The 20248-nt window shown below is 69.3% G+C and carries 22 protein-coding genes; 5 read left to right on the forward strand and 17 right to left on the reverse strand.

What is annotated here, in order from left to right; translation table 11 throughout:
• Positions 1 to 207 precede the first annotated feature (207 nt).
• From ACSBPH_RS10405 to ACSBPH_RS10430, 6 genes are all read right to left on the reverse strand, one after another.
• Positions 208 to 549: an amino acid transporter gene (locus ACSBPH_RS10405; protein ID WP_442574273.1), complete on the reverse strand. Its 342-nt coding sequence runs from the start codon at positions 547 to 549 to the stop codon at positions 208 to 210.
• Positions 546 to 1193 (reverse strand): acyl-CoA synthetase, encoded by a 648-nt coding sequence (locus tag ACSBPH_RS10410; RefSeq protein ID WP_442574274.1) that lies wholly within the window; start codon positions 1191 to 1193, stop codon positions 546 to 548. The genes ACSBPH_RS10405 and ACSBPH_RS10410 overlap by 4 nt, the downstream gene beginning before the upstream one ends.
• 89 nt (positions 1194 to 1282) lie before the next feature.
• Complete coding sequence (locus ACSBPH_RS10415; protein WP_442577286.1) at positions 1283 to 2401, reverse strand: cystathionine gamma-synthase; 1119 nt, start codon at positions 2399 to 2401, stop codon at positions 1283 to 1285.
• Positions 2402 to 2499: 98 nt separating this feature from the next.
• Positions 2500 to 3516 carry a pyridoxal-phosphate dependent enzyme gene (locus ACSBPH_RS10420; protein ID WP_442574275.1) on the reverse strand — a complete coding sequence of 339 codons (1017 nt, stop codon included), beginning with the start codon at positions 3514 to 3516 and terminating at the stop codon, positions 2500 to 2502.
• A gap of 255 nt (positions 3517 to 3771) precedes the next feature.
• On the reverse strand, positions 3772 to 4200 hold the full coding sequence (locus ACSBPH_RS10425) for an SRPBCC family protein (RefSeq protein WP_442574276.1): 429 nt from the start codon (positions 4198 to 4200) through the stop codon (positions 3772 to 3774).
• A gap of 97 nt (positions 4201 to 4297) precedes the next feature.
• The gene (locus ACSBPH_RS10430; protein ID WP_442574277.1) at positions 4298 to 5236 is read right to left on the reverse strand and encodes an aldo/keto reductase; all 939 of its coding nucleotides are present in this window, start codon (positions 5234 to 5236) and stop codon (positions 4298 to 4300) included.
• 94 nt (positions 5237 to 5330) lie between these two features.
• On the opposite strand from ACSBPH_RS10430, the gene ACSBPH_RS10435 reads away from it, so the two are divergent.
• Together ACSBPH_RS10435 and ACSBPH_RS10440 are read left to right on the forward strand one after the other, a co-directional pair.
• Positions 5331 to 6227: a LysR family transcriptional regulator gene (locus ACSBPH_RS10435; protein ID WP_442574278.1), complete on the forward strand. Its 897-nt coding sequence runs from the start codon at positions 5331 to 5333 to the stop codon at positions 6225 to 6227.
• 123 nt (positions 6228 to 6350) lie between these two features.
• Positions 6351 to 6917, forward strand: coding sequence for an NADPH-dependent FMN reductase (locus ACSBPH_RS10440; protein ID WP_442574279.1), 567 nt, complete (start codon positions 6351 to 6353; stop codon positions 6915 to 6917).
• Positions 6918 to 6938: 21 nt separating this feature from the next.
• Here ACSBPH_RS10440 and ACSBPH_RS10445 read toward each other — a convergent pair whose 3' ends face one another.
• The 7 genes from ACSBPH_RS10445 to dnaB form a co-directional block, all read right to left on the reverse strand.
• Positions 6939 to 7715, reverse strand: a complete 777-nt coding sequence (locus ACSBPH_RS10445; RefSeq protein WP_442577287.1) for an alpha/beta fold hydrolase — start codon at positions 7713 to 7715, stop codon at positions 6939 to 6941.
• Positions 7716 to 7798: 83 nt separating this feature from the next.
• Positions 7799 to 8542, reverse strand: coding sequence for a formylglycine-generating enzyme family protein (locus ACSBPH_RS10450; RefSeq protein WP_442574280.1), 744 nt, complete (start codon positions 8540 to 8542; stop codon positions 7799 to 7801).
• Between the two features lie 4 nt (positions 8543 to 8546).
• On the reverse strand, positions 8547 to 9566 hold the full coding sequence (locus ACSBPH_RS10455; RefSeq protein WP_442577288.1) for a TerC family protein: 1020 nt from the start codon (positions 9564 to 9566) through the stop codon (positions 8547 to 8549).
• 216 nt (positions 9567 to 9782) lie between these two features.
• Positions 9783 to 10676 (reverse strand): phosphotransferase, encoded by an 894-nt coding sequence (locus ACSBPH_RS10460; protein WP_442577289.1) that lies wholly within the window; start codon positions 10674 to 10676, stop codon positions 9783 to 9785.
• A gap of 84 nt (positions 10677 to 10760) precedes the next feature.
• Entirely contained in the window at positions 10761 to 11378 is a 618-nt protein-coding gene (locus ACSBPH_RS10465; protein WP_442574281.1) for a TetR/AcrR family transcriptional regulator, read from the reverse strand.
• Between the two features lie 8 nt (positions 11379 to 11386).
• Positions 11387 to 12568, reverse strand: coding sequence for an FAD-binding domain (locus ACSBPH_RS10470; protein WP_442574282.1), 1182 nt, complete (start codon positions 12566 to 12568; stop codon positions 11387 to 11389).
• 188 nt (positions 12569 to 12756) lie between these two features.
• Entirely contained in the window at positions 12757 to 14124 is a 1368-nt protein-coding gene (dnaB, locus tag ACSBPH_RS10475) for a replicative DNA helicase (protein WP_442574283.1), read from the reverse strand.
• Positions 14125 to 14667: 543 nt separating this feature from the next.
• Between dnaB and ACSBPH_RS10480 the strand changes: the two genes are divergently transcribed.
• On the forward strand, positions 14668 to 15654 hold the full coding sequence (locus tag ACSBPH_RS10480; RefSeq protein WP_442574284.1) for a hypothetical protein: 987 nt from the start codon (positions 14668 to 14670) through the stop codon (positions 15652 to 15654).
• Between the two features lie 84 nt (positions 15655 to 15738).
• Entirely contained in the window at positions 15739 to 17235 is a 1497-nt protein-coding gene (locus tag ACSBPH_RS10485) for a hypothetical protein (protein WP_442574285.1), read from the forward strand.
• Positions 17236 to 17379: 144 nt separating this feature from the next.
• Here ACSBPH_RS10485 and rplI read toward each other — a convergent pair whose 3' ends face one another.
• The 4 genes from rplI to rpsF form a co-directional block, all read right to left on the reverse strand.
• Positions 17380 to 17832 (reverse strand): 50S ribosomal protein L9, encoded by a 453-nt coding sequence (gene rplI / locus ACSBPH_RS10490; protein ID WP_442574286.1) that lies wholly within the window; start codon positions 17830 to 17832, stop codon positions 17380 to 17382.
• A gap of 10 nt (positions 17833 to 17842) precedes the next feature.
• Positions 17843 to 18097, reverse strand: a complete 255-nt coding sequence (gene rpsR / locus ACSBPH_RS10495; protein ID WP_133541417.1) for a 30S ribosomal protein S18 — start codon at positions 18095 to 18097, stop codon at positions 17843 to 17845.
• A gap of 74 nt (positions 18098 to 18171) precedes the next feature.
• Positions 18172 to 18681 (reverse strand): single-stranded DNA-binding protein, encoded by a 510-nt coding sequence (locus ACSBPH_RS10500; protein ID WP_442574287.1) that lies wholly within the window; start codon positions 18679 to 18681, stop codon positions 18172 to 18174.
• Positions 18682 to 18686: 5 nt separating this feature from the next.
• Entirely contained in the window at positions 18687 to 19067 is a 381-nt protein-coding gene (rpsF, locus tag ACSBPH_RS10505; protein WP_442574288.1) for a 30S ribosomal protein S6, read from the reverse strand.
• Positions 19068 to 19236: 169 nt separating this feature from the next.
• On the opposite strand from rpsF, the gene ACSBPH_RS10510 reads away from it, so the two are divergent.
• Positions 19237 to 20241, forward strand: a complete 1005-nt coding sequence (locus ACSBPH_RS10510; RefSeq protein ID WP_442574289.1) for a hypothetical protein — start codon at positions 19237 to 19239, stop codon at positions 20239 to 20241.
• Positions 20242 to 20248: the final 7 nt, after the last annotated feature.

Below are 20248 nucleotides of genomic sequence, written 5' to 3' on the forward strand. Positions count from 1 at the left end.
GCCAGCTGAAAGCGCCGGCCCAGGGCGGTCAGCGGGCGCCGTCGACGGATGCCGCGGCATCCTTCCACCCGTCAGCCCGCCCGATCGACCCCGACCTACGCCCGTCGAAACAGGGGATTCCCGTCGAAACCGGGGAAATCCGCCCTCGTTTCGACGCGAATCCCTTGTCTCGCCGACAGGGCGCCGCTCAGAGCGCCGGCAGGGAAGTCAGCGGGGGTCGTCACCGGATGCCGCGGCATCCGTCGACGGGTCGCCCGGAGTCCGCTCGTCCTTCGGGAGCAGCACGGGACGATCGACCGTCTTCTGCATCTGCGCGGGATCGATCGCGAGGAGCAGGAGCGACACGATGAGCAGCACCGCGATGAACGCGACACCGGCAGCGATCGCGGCGACGACGAGCGCGCGCTGCAGCTCGTCACCGGGCTTCTGCTGGAAGAAGCCCATCGAGACGAGAGTCACCAGGCCCGTGAAGATCGCGGCGCCGAAGGCGAGACCGATCAGCTGAACAGGCTTCATCAGGTCACGGCGGGTCGGCTTGTCGGCGCTCACGCGGCACCTCCCTGGTCGGGCGAGGTCGGCGCGCTCTCGGCGAGCGCGTCGTCCGCCGCCGGTGCGGTGGTCGAGGCGCGCGGCGAGAACGCGGCGATCGCGAGGTAGACGGCGACGATCGCGGCGTAGGCGCCGTAGATCCCCACGCCGATCGTGATGCCCGTGAGGGTGAACGATCGGTGGGCGTCTTCGATGTAGTAGTCGAGCGCGTACTGCGTCGGCACGAGGAGGAGCGCGAGGCCGAGCAGGATCGTGATGATCCCGACGACGACGCCGTCACGCGCTTCGCCGCGCGCCTGCAGGTCGTCGGAGCCGCGCAGGGCCCGACGGGTCCGCGCACCGGCGACCGTCTCGACGATCCCGGCGAGGATCGCCCACGCGATCACGACGACGAAGAAGGCGGTGGTCGTGCGCAGCGTCGCGACTCCGCCGACCATTCCCGCCACGATCGTCAGGATGCCGAGGAGCACTGAGGGCCAGCGCCGCCCTGCGGGGTAGACGAGCCAGATAGACAGGAGGAAGACGATCGCCGTCGCGATGGCCCAGCCGCTGAAGACCGACATTCCGATGGCCGCCGAGTGGTCGGGGGAGAAGGTGATCATCACGGCGGCGAGGGCCGCGAAAGCGGCTCGTGCGAGCTGCACATGCCGCACCTCGAAGGTGCGCGGAGCGCTGGATGGTGACACGACTGACCTGGGGAAAGCGGAAGGGATGCCTCCAGTCTACGTCTGCCTCAGAGCGACCCCAGCGCGTGCTCCAGGTCGTCGATCAGATCGTCGACGCTCTCGATGCCGACCGAGAGGCGCACGACGTCCTCCGGGACGGCGAGCTCCGTGCCGCGGACCGAGGCGTGCGTCATGGCGTCCGGATAGTTGACGAGCGACTCCACGCCGCCGAGCGACTCGGCGAGCTGGAAGAGGCGGGTCGATTCGGCGAACCTGCGGGCGGTCTTCCCGTCGGCGAGGGCGAGCGAGACGATCCCGCCGAACGCCTTCATCTGCCGTGCCGCGATGTCGTGGCCGGGGTGGTCCGCGAGTCCGGGGTAGTAGACCGTGGCGACGCGTCCATGCCCGTTGAGGAATGAGGCGATGGATGCCGCGTTCTCGCTGTGCCGCTGCATCCTGATCCCCAGCGTCTTGATGCCCCGGGTCGTGAGGAAGGCGTCGAGCGGCCCTGACACGGCACCTGCGGCGAACTGCAGGAATCCGACCTTCTCGGCGAGCGCCTCGTCATGCAGGACGAGCGCGCCGCCGACGACGTCGGAGTGGCCGCCGAGATACTTCGTCGCCGAGTGCACGACGACATCCGCGCCGAGGTCGAGGGGGCGCTGGAGGGCGGGGGAGGCGAACGTGTTGTCGACCACGACGAGAGCACCGGCGTCATGGCCGATCTTCGCCAGGCCCGCGATGTCGGTGATCTTGAGGAGCGGGTTGCTCGGAGTCTCGACCCACAGCACGACGGCGTGGCTCTCGGCGAGGCGGGCGGCCACGGCATCCAGATCGCTCATGTCCACGACGCGCACGCCCACGCCCCACGGTCCGAGGATGCGCGTCAGCAGTCGATACGTGCCGCCGTAGACATCGCTGCCGAGCAGCACGTCGTCGCCCGGCTTCAGGATCGCGCGCAGCAGCGCGTCCTCCGCGGCGAGCCCCGATGCGAACGAGAACGCGCGGGCGCCGCCCTCGATCGCGGCGAGCTGGGTCTCGAGCGCCGTGCGGGTCGGGTTGCCGCTGCGACCGTACTCGTACCCGCCGCGGAGGCCGCCTATGCCGTCCTGCGCATACGTCGTCGAGAAGTGTACGGGAGGGATGACGGCACCCGTCGTCGGGTCGAAGGCCTGGCCGGCGTGCACCGCGAGGCTGTCGAATCCCCGGGCGGTAAGAGCGTGGTGGTCGGGCTGCGAATCCCGATCGGGCTGCGAGTGCTGAGAAGGCTGGACGGGATGGTCGGTCACGCGTTGCTCCTTGCGGTCGGGTCGGCCGCGGCATCCGCCATCGGCTGTTCGGGTGTCTCGAGCGGGTAGCCGTGCTCGGTCATCCACTCGTCGTCGAAGATCTTGCTGAGGTAGCCGCGCCCGTGGTCGGGGAGCAGCACGACCACCACGGCGCTGCCCGGAAGATCTCGCGCGGCGCGGAGCGCACCGACGACGGCCATGCCGCTCGAGCCGCCCACCAGGAGTCCCTCCTCGTGCGCGAGGCGCCGGGTCATCGCGAACGACTCGGCGTCGCTGATCCGGTGGATCTCGTCGACGATCGTCGGGTCGTACGCCTCCGGCCAGAAGTCCTCGCCGACGCCCTCGACGTCGTACGTGTGCACGGGGCCGCCGGAGTAGATCGACCCGACCGGGTCGACGCCGACGATCCGCACCTCGCCCGCCGACGCCTGCTTGAGAAAGCGCCCGGCGCCCGTGATGGTGCCGCCCGTGCCGACTCCCGCCACGAAGTGCGTCACGGCGCCGTCGGTGTCGCGCCAGATCTCGGGGCCTGTCGTCTCGAAGTGGCTCCGCGGACCGTTCGGGTTGGCGTACTGATTCGGCTTGAAGGCACCGGGGATCTCGCGCACGAGCCGGTCCGAGACCGAGTAGTACGAGCGGGGATCGTCGGGCTCGACCGCCGTCGGCGCCACGACGACCTCGGCGCCGTAGGCCCGCAGCACGGCGCGCTTGTCTTCGGCGACCTTGTCGGGCACGACGAAGACGCAGCGATAGCCCCGCTGCTGCGCGATGAGCGCGAGACCGACGCCGGTGTTGCCGCTGGTGGGCTCGACGATCGTGCCGCCGGCCGTCAGCAGCCCTTCACGCTCGGCCGCGTCGACGATGTTGGCGGCGATGCGGTCCTTCGACGAGCCGCCGGGATTGAAATACTCCACCTTCGCGAGCACGGTGGCGGCGATGCCTCCGGTGACGCGATTGAGGCGGACGAGGGGGGTGTTGCCGACGAGGTCGGCGACGCTCTGCGCGTATCGCACGGGATGTCCTCAGTGTGGGGCCGCGCTTCAGATCGCGCGGGAGCTGTCGTGGTCGGTGATCGGTGCGAAGCGGATGCTTACGCAGAGACAGGGCGACAACAGCGACAGGTCAGCACGAGGCGAGCATACGGGCGCCGGGGCACCGCGGCCAGCTGTATTACGTGGCATCCACGGTACGTCACGCGCCGTCGAGCGTCGATGGGTCCCGCGGGAGCGTCGATGGGTCCCGCGGGAGGGGTGACGGATGCCGCGCCCTCACCCGTCCTCGCGCGCGGGAGCCTGCCCGAGGTGAGCGGGAAGGCGCTCGAGGCAGTCCTGCCACCCCTCCGCGTGCTCGTCCCGCGTCTGGGCGTCGGAGAAGCCCGCGTGGACCAGTCGCAGGTGCGTGCCGTCTGGGGTCGGCGTGAGGTCGACCGTCACGACGGTCTCCTCGTCCTCGCCGTCCCAGTGCCACGTATAGGAGAGGTGCTGCGGCGCATCGACGGCCCGGTACACGCCTCCCACCGCCATGCCGCCGGCCTCGGACGCGATCCGGTAGCTCCCGCCGACCCGCGGATCCGTCTCGACGCCGGCTCCGAGCCGAGGCGGCCAGAACCAGTCCGCGAGCTCGCGGCCGCCGGTGAGGGCGCTCCATACCCGGGCAGGCTCTGCGTCGTAGTCGCGTTCGATCGTCAGGCCGGCCATCCTTCTCTTGTATCGGAGGCACGGCGATCCGGTCAACGCCCTCGGCCGGATAGTGCGCGGCCACCGCGCCCTCACCCCTCCTCGCGGTGCGGCGTGTTCAGGGCACGCGGTAGCCCGCGGCGCGGAAGAGCTCGTACCACTCGGCGCGGGTAAGTGGGATGTCGGAGCCCGCCGCCGCGGCCGTGACGCGCTCGGGGGTGGTCGTGCCGAGGACGACCTGCATGTTCGCGGGATGCCGCGTGATCCAGGCCGTCGCGATCGCGATGGGCGAGACGTCGTAGACGGCGGCGAGCCGATCGAGCGCCGCGTTCAGCTCGGCGTAATCCGGGTTGTCGAGGAAGACGCCCGTGAAGAAGCCGGCCTGGAAGGGCGACCACGCCTGGATCGTGATGCCGTGCAGGCGGCAGTAGTCGACGATCCCGCCGCCGTCGAGGGTCAGCGACTGCTCGGTGCCCTGCATGTTCGCCGCGACGCCCTGCGCGACGATCGGCGCGTGCGTGATCGACAGCTGCAGCTGGTTCGCGACGAGCGGCTGCTTCACGGAGGCCTTGAGAAGCTCGATCTGACTCGGCGTGTGGTTCGAGACGCCGAAGGCGCGAACCTTGCCCGCCTCCGACAGCTCGTCGAAGGCGCGGGCCACCTCGTCGGGCTGGACGAGGGCGTCGGGGCGGTGCAGCAGCAGAATGTCGAGATAGTCCGTCTCGAGAGCGCGCAGCGACCCCTCGACCGAGGCGACGATGTGCTCGTACGAGAAGTCGAAGTACGGCCCGTCCTCCGACACGATCCCGCACTTGGTCTGGATCGTGATCTGCTCCCGCTCCGCCGCGCTCAGCTGCAGCGCCTGCGCGAACCGCCGCTCGCACTCGTGGAGCGGGCCGCCGTAGACGTCGGCGTGGTCGAAGAAGTCGATGCCGGCGTCGCGCGCCGTGGAGACGAGCCGGCGGATGGCGTCATCGTCGAGGTCAGCGATGCGCATGAGGCCGAGCACCACGTTGGGGGCCGGACGGTCGACTCCGTTGAGTGCGATGGTCTTCATAAAAGAGTCCCTTCTCTTGCCTCTACGGTAGGTTTCCGAGACCCTAGAAGTCCAACGACTGTTATGTCATGCCATTCAGAACAGGAGTAGATGAGTGGAGCAGCGCCAGCTCGAATACTTCGTCGCCCTCGTCGAGGAGCAGCACTTCACCCGCGCCGCCGAGCGCTGCCGCGTCTCGCAGTCGGGCCTCTCCGCCGCGATCCGGAGGCTCGAGGCGGAGTTCGGCACGCGCCTCTTCGAACGCACGACGCGGTCGGTCGTACCGACCCCGGCGGGGACCGCCCTCATTCCGCACGCGCGCGAGATCCTCGCCCAGAGCGCGGCGGCGCGTGACGCCGTCGTGCGCTCCTCGCGCCAGCTCGTCGGGTCGCTCCGCGTGGGAGCCGAGCAGTGCCTGGGTGCGGTCGACGTCAACCTCCTGCTCGAGCGCTTCCACCGCCGATACCCCGCCGTCGACATCCAGTTCATGCAGGCGGGGTCGCATCTGCTCGTCGATCTCGTTCAGGATGGTGAGCTGGATGTCGCGTTCGTCGCCGCGACCGAGATGCCGGCGACGCTGCGCACCCACGAACTCGGCCGACGTCCCGTCGTGCTGCTGTGCCCCGCCGATCACCCGCTCGCGGGTCAATCGTCGGTATCGCTCGCCGCGCTGCAGGAGTGCGACTTCGTCGACTTCCGGCCGTCGTGGGGCATGAGAACGCTCAACGACGCCGTCTTCGCGCGCCGCGGCCTGACCCGCGCCGTGCGGTGCAGCGTCGACGACGTGCACACGCTCATCGATCTCGTACGACGCGGCCTCGGCATCGCGCTCGTTCCCCAGCATGTGGCCCTCAAGCCCGAGGCGCGTTCGCTCTCACGCGTCGAGCTCGCCACCGGCGAGTCGGCCGACTGGATCGTCTCGGCCGTCGTGACCAGCGCGCCGACCCTCGCGCCGCGGCTGCTCGAGATCGCGGCCGATCCGAATCCCGAGGAGTCGCCGCAGGCCGCGTGAGTCCTCCGGCCCGCACGACGCGCGCGCGGGCCCTTGTACGGCGCGGCGCGATCCGCAAGGGGGTGCCTGCAGACAGCGGCGCGGCGGATGCTGGACCGGGAGAACGAGCGGAAAGGACGCACCATGACCTACCGGGTCGGATACTTCGTCGGAAGCCTGTCATCGACGTCGATCAATCGGCGGCTGTCGCAGGCACTCATCTCGCTGGCTCCCGAGGACCTCGAGTTCACCGAAATCCCGATCGGCGACCTCGCGCTCTACAGCCCTGACTTCGATGGGGACTACCCGCCCGAAGCACAAGCGCTCAAGGACGCGATCGCCGGATCGGATGCCGTGCTCTTCGTGACCCCGGAGTACAACCGCTCGATCCCCGGCGCGCTGAAGAACGCGATCGACTGGGCCTCGCGGCCGTATGGCCAGAACTCCTTCGATCACATCCCGGCTGCCGTGATCGGGGCATCCGTCGGGTCGCTCGGGACGGCGCTCGCGCAGCAGAGCCTGCGAGCCGTACTGAGCTTCTGCAATGCGCGCCAGATGACGGCGCCCGAGGCGTACGTGCACTTCCGCGCGGAGGACTATGCCGACGACGGCACCGTCACCGACGAGGGCACCGCGGAGTTCCTGCGCGGGTTCATGGCGGAGTTCCGCGATCACATCCAGCGCGTGCTGACGGTGCTGCCGCGCCCGTAGCGCCCACCGGGCGCGACCCTGCTACTGCCCGCCGAGGAAGTCCATCGCCTCCTGGCGGAAGACGCGGGAGCCTGGCGCGTTGAAGTGGTGGCGCCCGGGGATCTCGAGGAACGCGCCGTTCGGCGCGGCCGCGGCGAGCCTCCGCGAACGCTCGAAGATGGCGTCCTCGGTGCCCGTCGCGAAGAGCACGGGCTGCTGCGGCGGACGAGACGGGTCGGGGTCGGCATCCCCGAGCCGCATGCCCTCGGCGAGCGCGACGAGAACGCCCAGATCGTTGCTCGACACACGTTCGGCGAGGGTGACGTAGGCCTGCGTGACCTTGTCCTCGACGGGCGTGCCGTGCTGCGCATACGCGCGGGCCTGGTCGATCTTCACCCGCGCGAGCGGCCGGCCGTCGGGGATGCCGCCGAGAACGGCCCGAGAGACGCGGTGCGGCGCATCGACGAGGAGCTGCCAGCCGACCCGGCCGCCGAGCGAGTAGCCGACGTAGTGGACGGTGTCGAGCAGATACGTGTCGAGCACGATGAGGAGGTCTCCGACCAGCGCCGACATCGTGTAGTCGTGCGGGTCGTGGGGCTTGTCGCTCAGGCCATGACCTCGCTGGTCGATGCCGAGCACGCGGTAGCCCGCGCGGAGGAGGTCTCTCACCCAGCCCGTGTCGACCCAGTTGTCGCGGCAGCTCGAGGCGAAGCCGTGGACGACCATGACCGTCTCGGCATCCTGATCACCCCACGAGTACGTCGCGATCTCGTGGCCCTCCGCCGACATGATGTACTGCGGCTCCGGCACGTCGACCATCGGTAGGGCGTTCACGGGTCCATTGTCCCGCCGCGGGGTGACGCGTGCATGCGGGCGTGCCGCTCAGCGGGCAGGGGGAGGACTCAGCGGCGCGGCGTCCAGCCCGGAGGGCGGGGACCGTCGTCGGCGGCGCGCTCGCGATCGGCGGCGGCCGACCAGCCCTGTGCCTCGCCGGGTGTCGTGAACGCGCCCCGCGCGACACGGAAGCCGAGGTCGTCCTGGGCGAGGCGAGGGGAGCCGCCGCGGCGCACCGACGCGCGGGCGCTCCACGCGTCATCCGCGAATCCGCCCCCGCGGAACACGCGATAGTCGTCGTAGCGGGCGGGGTCGAGCAGATCCCAGCACCACTCCCACACGTTGCCGAGCGTGTCGAAGAGGCCGTGGAGGTTCGGAAGCTTCGCCCCGACCTCCTGCGGCGCCGTCACGCCGTCGGCGCTCGTCCACGCGACCTCGCGCAGGGGTCCGTAGTGCGGGCCTGTCGATCCGGCGCGGCACGCATACTCCCACTCCGCCTCGGTCGGCAGGCGATACCCGTTGGCCTCGACATCCCACGTGATCTCCTCGCCGTCGAACGAGTACGCGTGATCGAGACCCTCCCACTCCGACGCCGCGTTGCAGAACCTGATCGCGCGCTGCCAGCTCACCTCGACCGCCGGACGGCGGGGGTGGGATGCCGCGTGCCCCAGCAGCTCCGCGAGCTGTGCCTCCGTGACGGCGAAGACTCCGATCTCGAACGGCTCGAGATCGACGGTCCAACGCACCTTGCGCCGGGCGTCGTGCATCGTCACGTTTCCTGCAGGGATGCGCGCGAGTTCGAGATCCTCCACCTCCTCAGTCTCTCAGTGCGTCGGAGGACGCGGCCGTGGTTTCGGAGGCGGCGACCGCCGGTCGATCGCGCCGCGTCTTGATGAGGCTCGCCGCCGTCGCGACGCCGATCGTCGCGCCGATGAACAGGAGCGAGAACCAGATGGGGATCTCGGGGGCCCACAGCATCGGCTCGCCGCCGTTGATGAACGGCAGCTCGTTGACGTGCATCGCGTGGAGCACGAGCTTGACGCCGATGAACGCGAGGATGACCGCGAGTCCCTGCGCGAGGTAGACGAGTCGCTCGAGGAGGCCGCCGATGAGGAAGTACAGCTGGCGCAGGCCCATGAGTGCGAACGCGTTGGCGGTGAAGACGATGTAGGCCTCCTCCGTGAGTCCGTAGATCGCCGGGATCGAGTCGACCGCGAAGATCAGGTCGACGAAGCCGATCGCGATGATGGTCAGGAGCATCGGGGTGACGAAGCGCCGCCCGTCCTTGCGGACGGTGAGACGGTCCTCGTGGTACTCGTCCGTCACCGGAAGGATGCGGCGTACGAACCCCATGAACCGGCCGTTCGCCGGGTCTGACTCGCCGTGCGCGAACGCCTGCCGGTACGCGAGGACGAGCAGCAGGGCGCCGAACAAGTAGAACACCCACGAGAAGTTCTCGATGAGGGCCGCACCGACGGCGATGAAGATGCCGCGGAGGATCAGGGCGATGACGATCCCGATCATCAGCACCTTCTGCTGATAGATCTTCGGCACCGCGAAGCCCGTCATCACGAGCAGGAAGACGAAGAGGTTGTCGATCGACAGCGCCTTCTCGGTGAGGTAGCCGGCGAAGTACTCGCCGCCGTAGGTCCAGCCCGAGACGACTCCGATCCCCACGCCGAACAGCAGGGCGAGGCCGATGTAGAAGGCCGACCATCGTGCCGATTCGCCGATCGTCGGCTCGTGGGGCTTGCGCACATGCGCGTAGAACTCGTAGACGAAGAAGGCGATCGTGACCGCGATCGTGATGATCCAGACGAGCGGCGTGATATTCAAGAGGGTCTCCTTGGCGTGACTGAGTGACGCCAAGGTCTTCTCCATCCTCACGAGTGAGGACCGGTGACCCGGGATGCCGAGGCATCCGTAATGACGAGCCGACCGTGTCGGAGTACTCCCCTTGGGAGTTCGCAGATTACGGGACCGAGCCGACCGCTTCCTGGGAAGCAGCTCAGTGCCCTCGGTCCTTCGAACCTCCCCGCGGGGGGAGGTCGCCTACGTGTCGACCTCGTCGGACGCCAGGATCCGGTCTATCGTGCTGCGCCCGAGCGCGCTCATCGCCGGGTTGGTCTGGGCGTAGTACCAGACCAGTCCCAGCGCCTGCTGGAGCGCCCAGCCGATCCCGCGTCGCCACTCGGCTTCTGGCGGACGCACGGCTTCGCGGAACTCCTGGCGCCGCTGCGCATCGAGCACGTGCCATCCCGCGACGAGATCCAGGGCGGGATCGGCGGGGCCGAACCCGCCGGTGTCGAGCACGCCGGCCAGGCCGTCGCCGGCGAGCAGATTGAAGGGCGTCAGATCCTTGTGCGACATCACGTCGGGCTCCATCCGCGGCGTCGCACGCAACGCCGTCCACGCCTCGCGAAGCCGCGCGACCGGGAGCAGCGACTCGCTCCGCACGAGGCAGAGGGAGATCCACTCGTCGTGTGCTCGGAGCTCTCCTCCTCTTCCGGCGCCGGAGAACGATCGCCCACGCACGTCCACCCGGCGCAGATGGCCGACGAGTCTCGCCAGATCGCAAGCGACCAGTGACGACGATGACATCGAGTCGGGCGTCATGACCTCGCCGGGAACCCACGTCTGCACAGACCAGGGCATCGGGTACCCGGCGGTCGGACGCCCGATGAAGACCATCCGCGGCGATGGGAAGGGACTCGCCTGCGCGAACTCGTCCATCGCCTCCTGCTCCAGGGCGAGCTCACGGGCGCACTCGACAGGATCGCCGTTTCGCATGGGGAAGCGTGCGAGATGGTCGTCGCCGACGCGGAACACGTGGCTGGTGGTGGCGGCAGTGCGCAGCGGCCGGACTTCCCCGGCCGTCGCGTCGAACTGACTCCGCACCAGCTCAGCGGCGACGTCGGCGTCAAGACGCAGTTGGTCCTCGTGCATGCTCACCCCCGTCTCCTGTGGCCTGCCGCGGTGCCGGGTCGCCTCCCCGCCGATGCTGCGGGCCCGTCATTCGCCTGAGCATGTCTAGGCCGATAGGGCGCGGCGCATCATGTCGATGAGCGCATGAATATGTGGTGCCAGTTCCGTCTCGGCAGGTGGCTGGGTGATGAGCCAGGTATCCATCGCCTGGCCCATGCCCAGCGCGACGGCGATGAGGAAGTCTGCGGAGAGGTCCGTGCGTATCGCACCGATCCGCCGCCCGGCAGCGACGGTCTCCTCAAGCCAAGGCAGGGTGGCCCGCTCGGCGTTGCGCTGCGCTTCGCGCAGAGCCGGGGATGCGGCTCCGGTCAGCCAATCGCGCAGGAGTGCGGTGGTCGTGGGCGTCTCGGCCATCAGCGCCATGAGACGCAGGTAGGCCTGTTCGATCGCATCCCAGAAGCCCTCCGGATCCGCGGCATCGGTCACCGGAATCGGTCCGCTGCTCTCGAAGAGCCGCTCGAGCTGACGGCGGATCACGTCGGCGTAGAGGTCTACTTTGCTGTCGAAGTAGTAGTACATCGCACCTTTGGAGACCCCGGCCGCTGCGATGATCCGGTTGAGGGATGCCCCGCCGTATCCGTGGGCTGCGAACTCCTCCAGCGCGGCATCCAACAGCGCTTCCTGCTGCTCGGTGGGAAGCCGGTGGAATCGGGGGCGTGCCATGCAGACAGTCAACTGCCAGGTGCGGGGGGAAGCACAATCGGGTCACGCAGGCTGCGCCCGATCGCGAGGTTCGCGATCAGCGGGACGTTCATGAGGCCGAGCGCGACGTTGCGCAGCAGCACCTGTGCGCGGTTGCGTGGCGCGAACGCGGATCCCATGCCGATCGCGGCGTCCTGTTTCGTCCGCACGACCGACTGCAGCCGGCTTTGATACGCGGCGAACGCCGCGCGGTGGTCGCCGTCCGCCTCGTGCAGTGCGCAGGCAAGGACATACGCCTCCACCATCGCGAGTGCCGAGCCCTGCCCGGCCAGCAGCGAAGGGGCCGCGGCGGCGTCTCCTATCAGAGCGATCCGGCCGCGCGACCAGGAGGGCAGGAGGATCTGGCTCGCCCGGTCCATGAAGAATGTGCGTGCCCGCGGCATCTGCTCCAGGATCGTCGGTACCTCCCAGCCGACGTCCCGCAGGCGGTCGCGCAACAGCTGCTGTTGCGCCATCAGGTCGTCCTGCGGTGTCTCGCCCTCGTGGCGGAACATGAAGCAGAACATTGTGGAGTCATCGCGCAGCCCGATCCGAAGCGTCAGCGCCCCCACGACGGTGTGCGTGACCGCGACGAGCTCGTCGCGCGGACGGTACCCCTCGAGGTCGAACGCCGCGACGGTGATGCCCAGGTCGCGCTCGAACTCCGGCTCCGGCCCGAACCCCAGGCTTCGCACCAGGGAGTGCAGGCCATCGGCACCGACCACCAGGTCGAACTCACGCGGGGAACCGTGCGCGAACTCGACCAGTACCCGGTCGCCGTCGTCGTGGAGCGATCGCACCGTGTCGCCGAAGACGGTCTCGACCTCTCCCTGCAAGGCGTCCCAGATCGCAGCCGACAGGTCCGAGCGGAGGATCGTGACATATCCACCGCCGTAACCGTCGATGAGCCGGAGCGGATCGAAGTGGGCGATCCGTCGTCCGCTGCCGGACACCTCGCGGGCCTCGAGGAAGCGATAGCCCTCTTCGTGAAGCCGAGGTGCCAGCCCCATCCGCTCCGCGACCTGGAACCCGGACCCCCAGAAGTCGACCGCGTAGCCGCCCCGCCGCAGCCTCGGCGCACGTTCGACGATGACAGGCTCGTGCCCCGTCCGTCGCAGCCAGTAGGCAAGCGTGGGCCCGGCAATCCCCGCGCCGACAATCAGGATCTTCATGTCGACCTTCTCTCAGACCAGTGGTCGAACTACTGGTCTCAGTGTCTCACTGTGCGGCCATCTGCGCGAGGGCGGGTATCGGCTCCGCCCCGCTGCGCCGTGAGACGGATCTCGATATCGTCGTCCTCACGACGGAGCGGCGCGCAGCGCGAGTGCGTGATGGGCTCGGTCGAGCTCCATCCGGGTCGTCACATCCCGACGGCCATGTCGGTGAAGCGCGAGAAGTGGCCCTGGAAGGCGACCGTGATCGTGTCGGTGGGGCCGTTGCGGTGCTTGGCGACGATGAGGTCGGCCTCGCCCGCGCGCGGGCTCTCCTTCTCGTAGGCCGCCTCGCGGTGCAGGAGCACCACCATGTCGGCGTCCTGCTCGATCGAGCCCGACTCGCGGAGGTCGGAGAGCGCCGGCTTCTTGTCGGCGCGCTGTTCGGGACCACGGTTCAGCTGCGAGAGCGCGATGACCGGCACCTGCAGCTCCTTCGCGAGGAGCTTGAGGGCACGCGAGAACTCCGAGACCTCCTGCTGGCGGGATTCGACGCGCTTTCCGCTCGTCATGAGCTGGAGATAGTCGATGACGACCATCTTGAGGCCCGCGCGCTGCTTGAGACGCCGGCACTTCGCGCGGATCTCGACGAGCGTCATGTTAGGGCTGTCGTCGATATAGAGAGGAGCATCGTTGATGCGCCCGCGCGTCGCGGCGATCGTCGTCCAGTCGCGCGAGTCGAGCGTGCCCTTGCGCATGGCCTGCAGAGGGATGGACCCCTCGGCGCTCAAGAGGCGCATCGCGATCTCGCTGCGCCCCATCTCGAGCGAGAAGAAGATCGTCGGCATGTCGGCCTTGATCGCGGCGGCGCGGGCGAAATCCAGAGCCAGCGTGGATTTACCCATTGCAGGTCGGGCCGCGATGATGATCATCTGACCGGCATGCAGACCGTTGGTGAGCTGGTCGAGTCCCGAGAAGCCGGTCGGGATGCCGGTCATCTGACCGTCGCGGCCACGCGCGGCCTCGATCTCATCGACGGCGGCATCGACGGCGATCGTCAGCGGCACGTAGTCTTCGGCCGCCTCGGTGCCGGTGACGGAGTAGATCTCGGCCTGCGCGTTGTTGACGAGGTCGAGCGCCTCGCCCTGACCCGAGTACCCCATCTGGACGATGCGGGTGCCGGCGTCGACGAGACGGCGCAGGAGGGCGCGCTCGTTGACGATCGACGCGTAGTAGCCCGCGTTGGCCGCGGTCGGCACGATCGACGTGAGGCTGTGGAGGTAGTCGGCGCCACCGGCGCGCTGCAGGTCGCCGTTCTTGATCAGCTCGTCGGTGACGGCGACGACGTCGGTCGGCTCGCCGTGCGAGTAGAGCGTGAGGATCGCTTCGAAGATGAGCTCGTGCTTGGGCACGTAGAAGTCGGAGCCGCGGAGGGTCTCGATGACATCGGCGACGGCATCCTTCGACAGGAGCATGCCGCCCAGCGCGCTCTGCTCGGCGAGCAGGTCGTGAGGCGGCGTGCGCTCCGGCTCGCGACGCGGTCCCAGACGCTCGTCGGAGATGTCGGCGATCGACATGGGTCGTCCTCCTGGCTGTGCGTCGGGTGCTGCGGCATGTGCGGACCGCAGGTGGCGCGTCACAGGCAGCCGGTGCCCCCGCGACCGGTTGCCGATGAAGCTCTGCCGCACGCCGCCATAGGTGTACGGCTCTTTCCCCCTGGGCCGCACCCCACGCTACGAACGGGTTCCGACACTCGCAACACGACCTGTGGATAACTGTGTGGAGAGTCTGCGAGAAACGCCGCACAGCCTGTGCACAGCATCTGTGGAGAACCCTTGGGATGAGTGTCAGATTTCGTTCGCAGGATGCCTCTGATCGGGTCTTTTCTGTTTCACAGCCTGTGGACGCAGATGTGCTTGAAGTAGGGCTTGAAGGTTGGATCTGATAGGGCCGAGTTGTGCACAGTTTGCGTCGCCGTCCTGCGACGCGGCATCCGAATTGCGAAGTCATCTCTAGACATCTCCCGAAGTCGGGAGTATGGTCTGGGCTCCAGGCACCCTCAGGCGGTATCCGATGCCGGATAGTCGCCCGACGATCGACGTCGCTAAAAGGAGGTGAACGTGGACATGACCGCACACCCCGCACGGGTGCCCGTCTTCCGGCTTCTCGCCATCGGCGCCGCCGTCGCGTTCGCGTATCTCCTGCTCGCGCTGCTCATGGGCTTCGGCTCGAGCGGTGCGCGAGCTGACGACGGAGGCGATCAGGGGGGTCTCCTGGGCGGCGTCACAGGCGCCCTCGACAGCACGGTGCAGGGCGTCACCGGCGCCGTGCAAGACACGACGCAGGCCGTCGCGACGACGGTGCAGCAGGTCGCGCAGACCGCGCCGGCGCCCGTCCAGCCGGTCGTGAGCACCGTTGCGAACACCGTTCAGGCGGTGGTCGAGCCGGTGGCGCAGGTCGCAGAATCGGGCGTCGTCGGCAGTGTGGTCACTCCGGTCGTCGAGACCGTGACCGCTGTCCCGGTCGTGGGGGGAGTGGCCGAGGCAATCGGCCTCGATGACGCGGCGACGGATGCCGCGACCACGACCGACACCGCAGTGAATGACCTTGTGACGGCGGTGGGTGACACCACGCCGATCCTCGGCGGCACGCGTCCGCCGCTGGTCGATCTTCCCGACATCGAATCCCCGGTCGGGCTTCCCGGTTCCCCGGTCATCGGATCGGGTGCGCAGACGCTCGAGGAAGCCCTCGCCCACCTGACGGTGGCCGGGCTCCCCGCCCCGGGTTGGACGGTCGCGGCCCTCGAGGACGCTTACGCCCACGCACTTCCCGCCTTCACCGCCATCACCGCTGCGGGCACGGCCTTCACCGGCCTCGTGTCGGCGGGTGTGCGGATCGGCGGAATCCTTTCTTCTGCTCTCGTTCTGGGCCTCTGCACGCCCGGCGGGAGCTCACCTCTGGGGCCGAACGGTGCCGGCCCCGGCGCGCTCGCGCTCGCCGCATTCGCGCCGCTCGTCGCATACCGTGCCTGGGTGCGCCGACGCGGCTGGAGTGACGACGTGGCGCCCCCCGCGCCCACCTACGACACCGACGTCTCTCCCGACTGAGGAAGGACCGGCCGCCCCTGTCGGCGGCACGATCATCTGCGCGTGCCCGCGCGCGGACCTTCCATTCAGTCAAGGAGCAGTGTCATGAAAATCTTCCTCTCGCGCGCCCTGTGGGGAGTGCTTATCGCCGGAGGAATCACGATCTTCGGCGCAGCCGCGGCAAACGCGGCTGAAACCAACGGCGACGACGGCCTCCTCTCGGGGACTCAGGCCATCATCGACGTCAACCTTCCGGTCACCGTCGGCGGCAATGCCGTCTCGGTGATCGGCGACTCGACGACCTCGGCACCGGCGCCCGCGCCGGCCTCCGCACCCGCTCCGGCGCCGGCCTCCGGCATGACGAGCGGCGAAGACGGCGTGGCCTCGGGGTCGCAAGCCATCGTCAACGTCGATGTGCCGATCAACGTCCAGGGCGTTGCGGTCTCGGGCGTCGGCGACGCGACGACCTCGTCGGCACCGGCCGCGCCGGCCCCGGCGCCCGCCCCCGTCACGGTGGCGGCCCCCGCCACGTCGGGCGAGGACGGCATCGGATCGGGCACCCAGGCGCTCGTCTCGGTGAACGCGCCCGTCACGGTGACGGGCAACGCCGTCTCCGTCGTCGGCGACAGCACCGTCACCAACGGCACCACCGGCACCACCGGCGGCTCGACCATGGGCTCCGGCCCCTCGGTCGGCTCACCGATGACCAGCGGTGAGGACGGCATCCTCGGCGGCACCCAGGTGATCCCGGTCGTGAACGCCCCGGTCACCGTCACCGGCAACGCCGTCTCCGTCATCGGAGACAGCACCGTCACCAACGGCACCGGCACGGCCGGCTCGACCACGGGCTCCGGCCCCTCGGTCGGCTCGCCCACCACCAGCGGTGAAGACGGCATCCTCGGCGGCACCCAGGTGATCCCGGTCGTGAACGCCCCGGTCACCGTCACCGGCAACGCCATCTCGGGTATCGGCGACAGCACCGTCACCGGCGGCACGGCCGGCTGGCCGATGGGCTCCGGCCCGTCGGTGGGCTCGCCCACCACCAGCGGTGAAGACGGCATCCTCGGCGGCACCCAGGTGATCCCGGTCGTGAACGCCCCGGTCACCGTCACCGGCAACGCCATCTCCGTCATCGGAGACAGCACCGTCACCAACGGCACCGGCACGGCCGGCGGCTCGACCACGGGCTCCGGCCCCTCGGTCGGCTCGCCCACCACCAGCGGTGAAGACGGCATCCTCGGCGGCACGCAGATCATCCCGGTGATCAACGCGCCCGCCACGATCGGCGGCAACGCGATCTCGGTCATCGGTGACAGCACCGTGACGGGCCCGACCGGTCCGGTGGTTCCGACCGACCCGACCGACCCGACCGACCCCGCGGGTCCGACCGAGCCGACGAGCCCCACGGGTCCGACGGAGCCGACCGGCCCTTCCGGTCCGAGCGTGGCCTCGACCGATGACACCGCGGTGATCATGGCCGCGACCGGCTCGAAGACGCTCGCGTCGACAGGAGGCGAGATCGGCCTCACGGGGCTCCTGCTGGGATTCATCCTGGCCGGTGCCGGAGCACTGGCGCTGATGCTGCGGCGCCGCACCGCGTGAGTGCGAGGCGGGTCGGGGCAGTGCCTGACCCGATCCGCCCCCACCACCCGGAGAAACGCGAATGCCGCGGGCCCCTCAGGGCTCGCGGCATTCGTCGTGCGACAGGTTCGCCGGTCTTCGGTGGCTCGCGCCACCGAAGAGGGCTTACTTGGCGGCGACCACCTGCAGGGTGATCACGGCGGTGAGGTCGTCACGCAGGCGAACCGTCGCCTCGTGCTCGCCCACGGCCTTGATCGGCGAGGTGATGTGGATCTTGCGCTTGTCGAGGTCGCCCAGGCCCGCCGCCTTGACGGCGTCCGCGACGTCGGCGGTCTTGACCGAACCGAACAGACGGCCTTCCGAGCCCGCCTTGACGGCGAGGCGCACCTTGTTCGACTCGAGCGAGTCCTTCAGCGCCACGGCCTCTTCGTGGTCGTGGATCGCGCGCGACTCGCGGGCGGCGCGGATCGACGCCACCTGCTTCTCGCCACCGCGGGTCCAGGCCACAGCGAAGCCCTGGGGGATGAGGTAGTTGCGGGCGAACCCGTTCTTGACCTCGACAACGTCACCGGCGCTACCGAGCCCGGCGACCTCATTCGTGAGAATCAGCTTTGCCATTGGGTGCTCCTTAGCGGCCAGCGCCGGCGTAAGGCAGGAGCGCCATTTCGCGCGCGTTCTTGATCGCCTTGGCGATCAGACGCTGCTCCTGCACCGAGACACCGGTGATACGACGGGCGCGGATCTTGCCGCGCTCCGAGATGAACTTGCGAAGCGTGGCGACGTCCTTGTAATCAATGACGCCGACGCGGATCGCCTTCGCGGGAGCGGCGTTCTTCGCGCCCTTCCGCGGCTTGCGGCGGTCGCCGCTCGACTTTCCAGCCATGGTTGTTCCTTAGTTTTCGTGATCGGATGCCGCGTGCCGAGGCATCCGGAATCTGCTTCTGAGATCGGTCCCGATCAGAACGGGGTGTCGTCGCCGTAGGACGTGCCGGGGGTGCTCCACGCGTCGGCCGAGCCGGCGGCGTTGGAGGAACCGGGCGTGGCCCAGGGCTCGTCGGCGACCTGCGGACGCGACTGGCCGCCGCCACCGCCACCGCCGCCACCGGCCGCGCGCGTGACCTGAGCGGTCGCGTAACGCAGCGAGGGGCCGATCTCGTCGACCTCGAGCTCGATGGCGGTGCGCTTCTCGCCCTCGCGCGTCTCGTACGAGCGCTGCTTGAGGCGACCGGTCGCGATGACTCGCGAGCCCTTCGTCAGCGAACCCGCGACGTGCTCGGCGAACTCGCGCCACACGCTCGCGCGGAGGAACAGCGCTTCGCCGTCCTTCCACTCGTTCGCCTGGCGGTCGAAGTTGCGCGGCGTCGACGCGATCGTGAAGTTCGCGACGGGGAGACCGTTCTGCGTGTAACGCAGCTCGGGATCAGCCGTGAGGTTTCCCACCACGGTGATGATCGTCTCGCCGGCCATGGCCGTTACGCGTCCTTCGCGGGCTTCGCGGGACGAGCGGCCTTGCGGGCAGCCTTCTCGGCGGAGCGCTCGGCCTCGGCGGCGACCATGGCGATCGCTTCCTCGGCCCGGAGGACCTTGGTGCGCATGATCTGCTCGCTGAGGTTCAGCTGGCGGTCGAGCTCCTGCGTCGCGGCGCTGGTGGCCGTGAAGTTGACGACGGCGTAGATGCCCTCGGTCTTCTTCTGGATCTCGTAGGCGAGACGGCGCTTGCCCCAGACGTCGACGTTGTCGATCGAGCCACCATCTGCGGTGATGACCTTCAGGAACTTGTCGAGGCTCGGGGCGACCTGGCGCTCGTCGATCTCCGGGTTCAGGATGACCATGAGTTCGTACTGGTGCGTCACTTACCCACCTCCTTCGGACTAGAACGGCTGATGGGCATTTCCCATCAGCAGGAGGGTGTGTGTGCACGTGTCCGTGAATCACTCGGGATGACCCGCGTGCGGACAACCCTCCTATGGTACCGGATCGGAGGTCCGCGGCAGAATCACGTGCCCGGGTAGCGTGTGAGGCATGGAGTGGACGGCGGATGTCGCGGCCGGCGACTGGATCCGGGAACGGGTCGATGATCCCTGGCGCGGGAGCATGCACGACGTCGTGCCGAGGGGGTTCGAGGCGTACGCCCGGATCTTCCATCCCGTCGAGCGCGACCGGCCCGTCGGGCGACCGTGGCCGCCGCTCCCGTACGCCGGTCACCGGCGGGAGTGGGAGGCGTTCCACGCGGCCCAGCCCGAGATCGACGTCGAGCGCGTCACCTGGGCCGAGGCCGCAGCGGCCTTCGGCACGACGATGCACGCCCTGGCGCAGTGGCACCACCTCGTCGAGAGGTTCCAGCAGACGCCGGGTGAGGACGGACCGCGGGATGCCGCGGGCTGGCGCTACGGTCAGCCGGCCCCGGGTCAGCTCGCCCCCGACCTCGTCGAGGTCGTCGCGTCGATCCTGGCGGAGCGGACGACGACGCCCGACGAGGGCTTCGTCGCCGTGTGGGAGGGCTGGGGCGGACTCGTCGGCGGCATGGGATTCGGTCCGTCGCGCGTGCTGTTCACGCTGTCGGCGACCGACGACAGCCCGCAGAGCGCCGTCGAGGCGCAGCACGCCGAGTTCCTCGAGCGCTCCGCCCAGGATCAGTTGAACAACGCCTTCCGCACGCCCAGCTGGCGCCCCGGCATCCTGTCTGACGACATCTCCCGCGGGCCCCGCTTCTCGCTGCCCGCTCGCGACTTCGTGCTCTTCCGAGGCGGTGTCTCCGAGCTCGCCGATCCCGGATGGGTCGAGCACGTGCCGTGGCGCGACGAGGAGCTTGCGGCTGCCGGCTTCGGTCCGTCGGCGGAGTCGCCCGCGCTCGTGTGGCCCGCCGACCGCGCGTGGGTGTTCGTGAGCGAGGTCGACTTCGACTCGACGATCGTGGGCGGCTCGCGCGAACTCGTGCGGGCGCTGTGCGCCGATCCGCGCATCGAGGCCCTGCCGATCCGCGAGGGCGCCGACCTCGGCTGGGACGCCGACGACGTGAACCGGTAGCGCGGGG

This window comes from Microbacterium sp. F51-2R (assembly GCF_052180235.1).
Classification (GTDB): domain Bacteria; phylum Actinomycetota; class Actinomycetes; order Actinomycetales; family Microbacteriaceae; genus Microbacterium.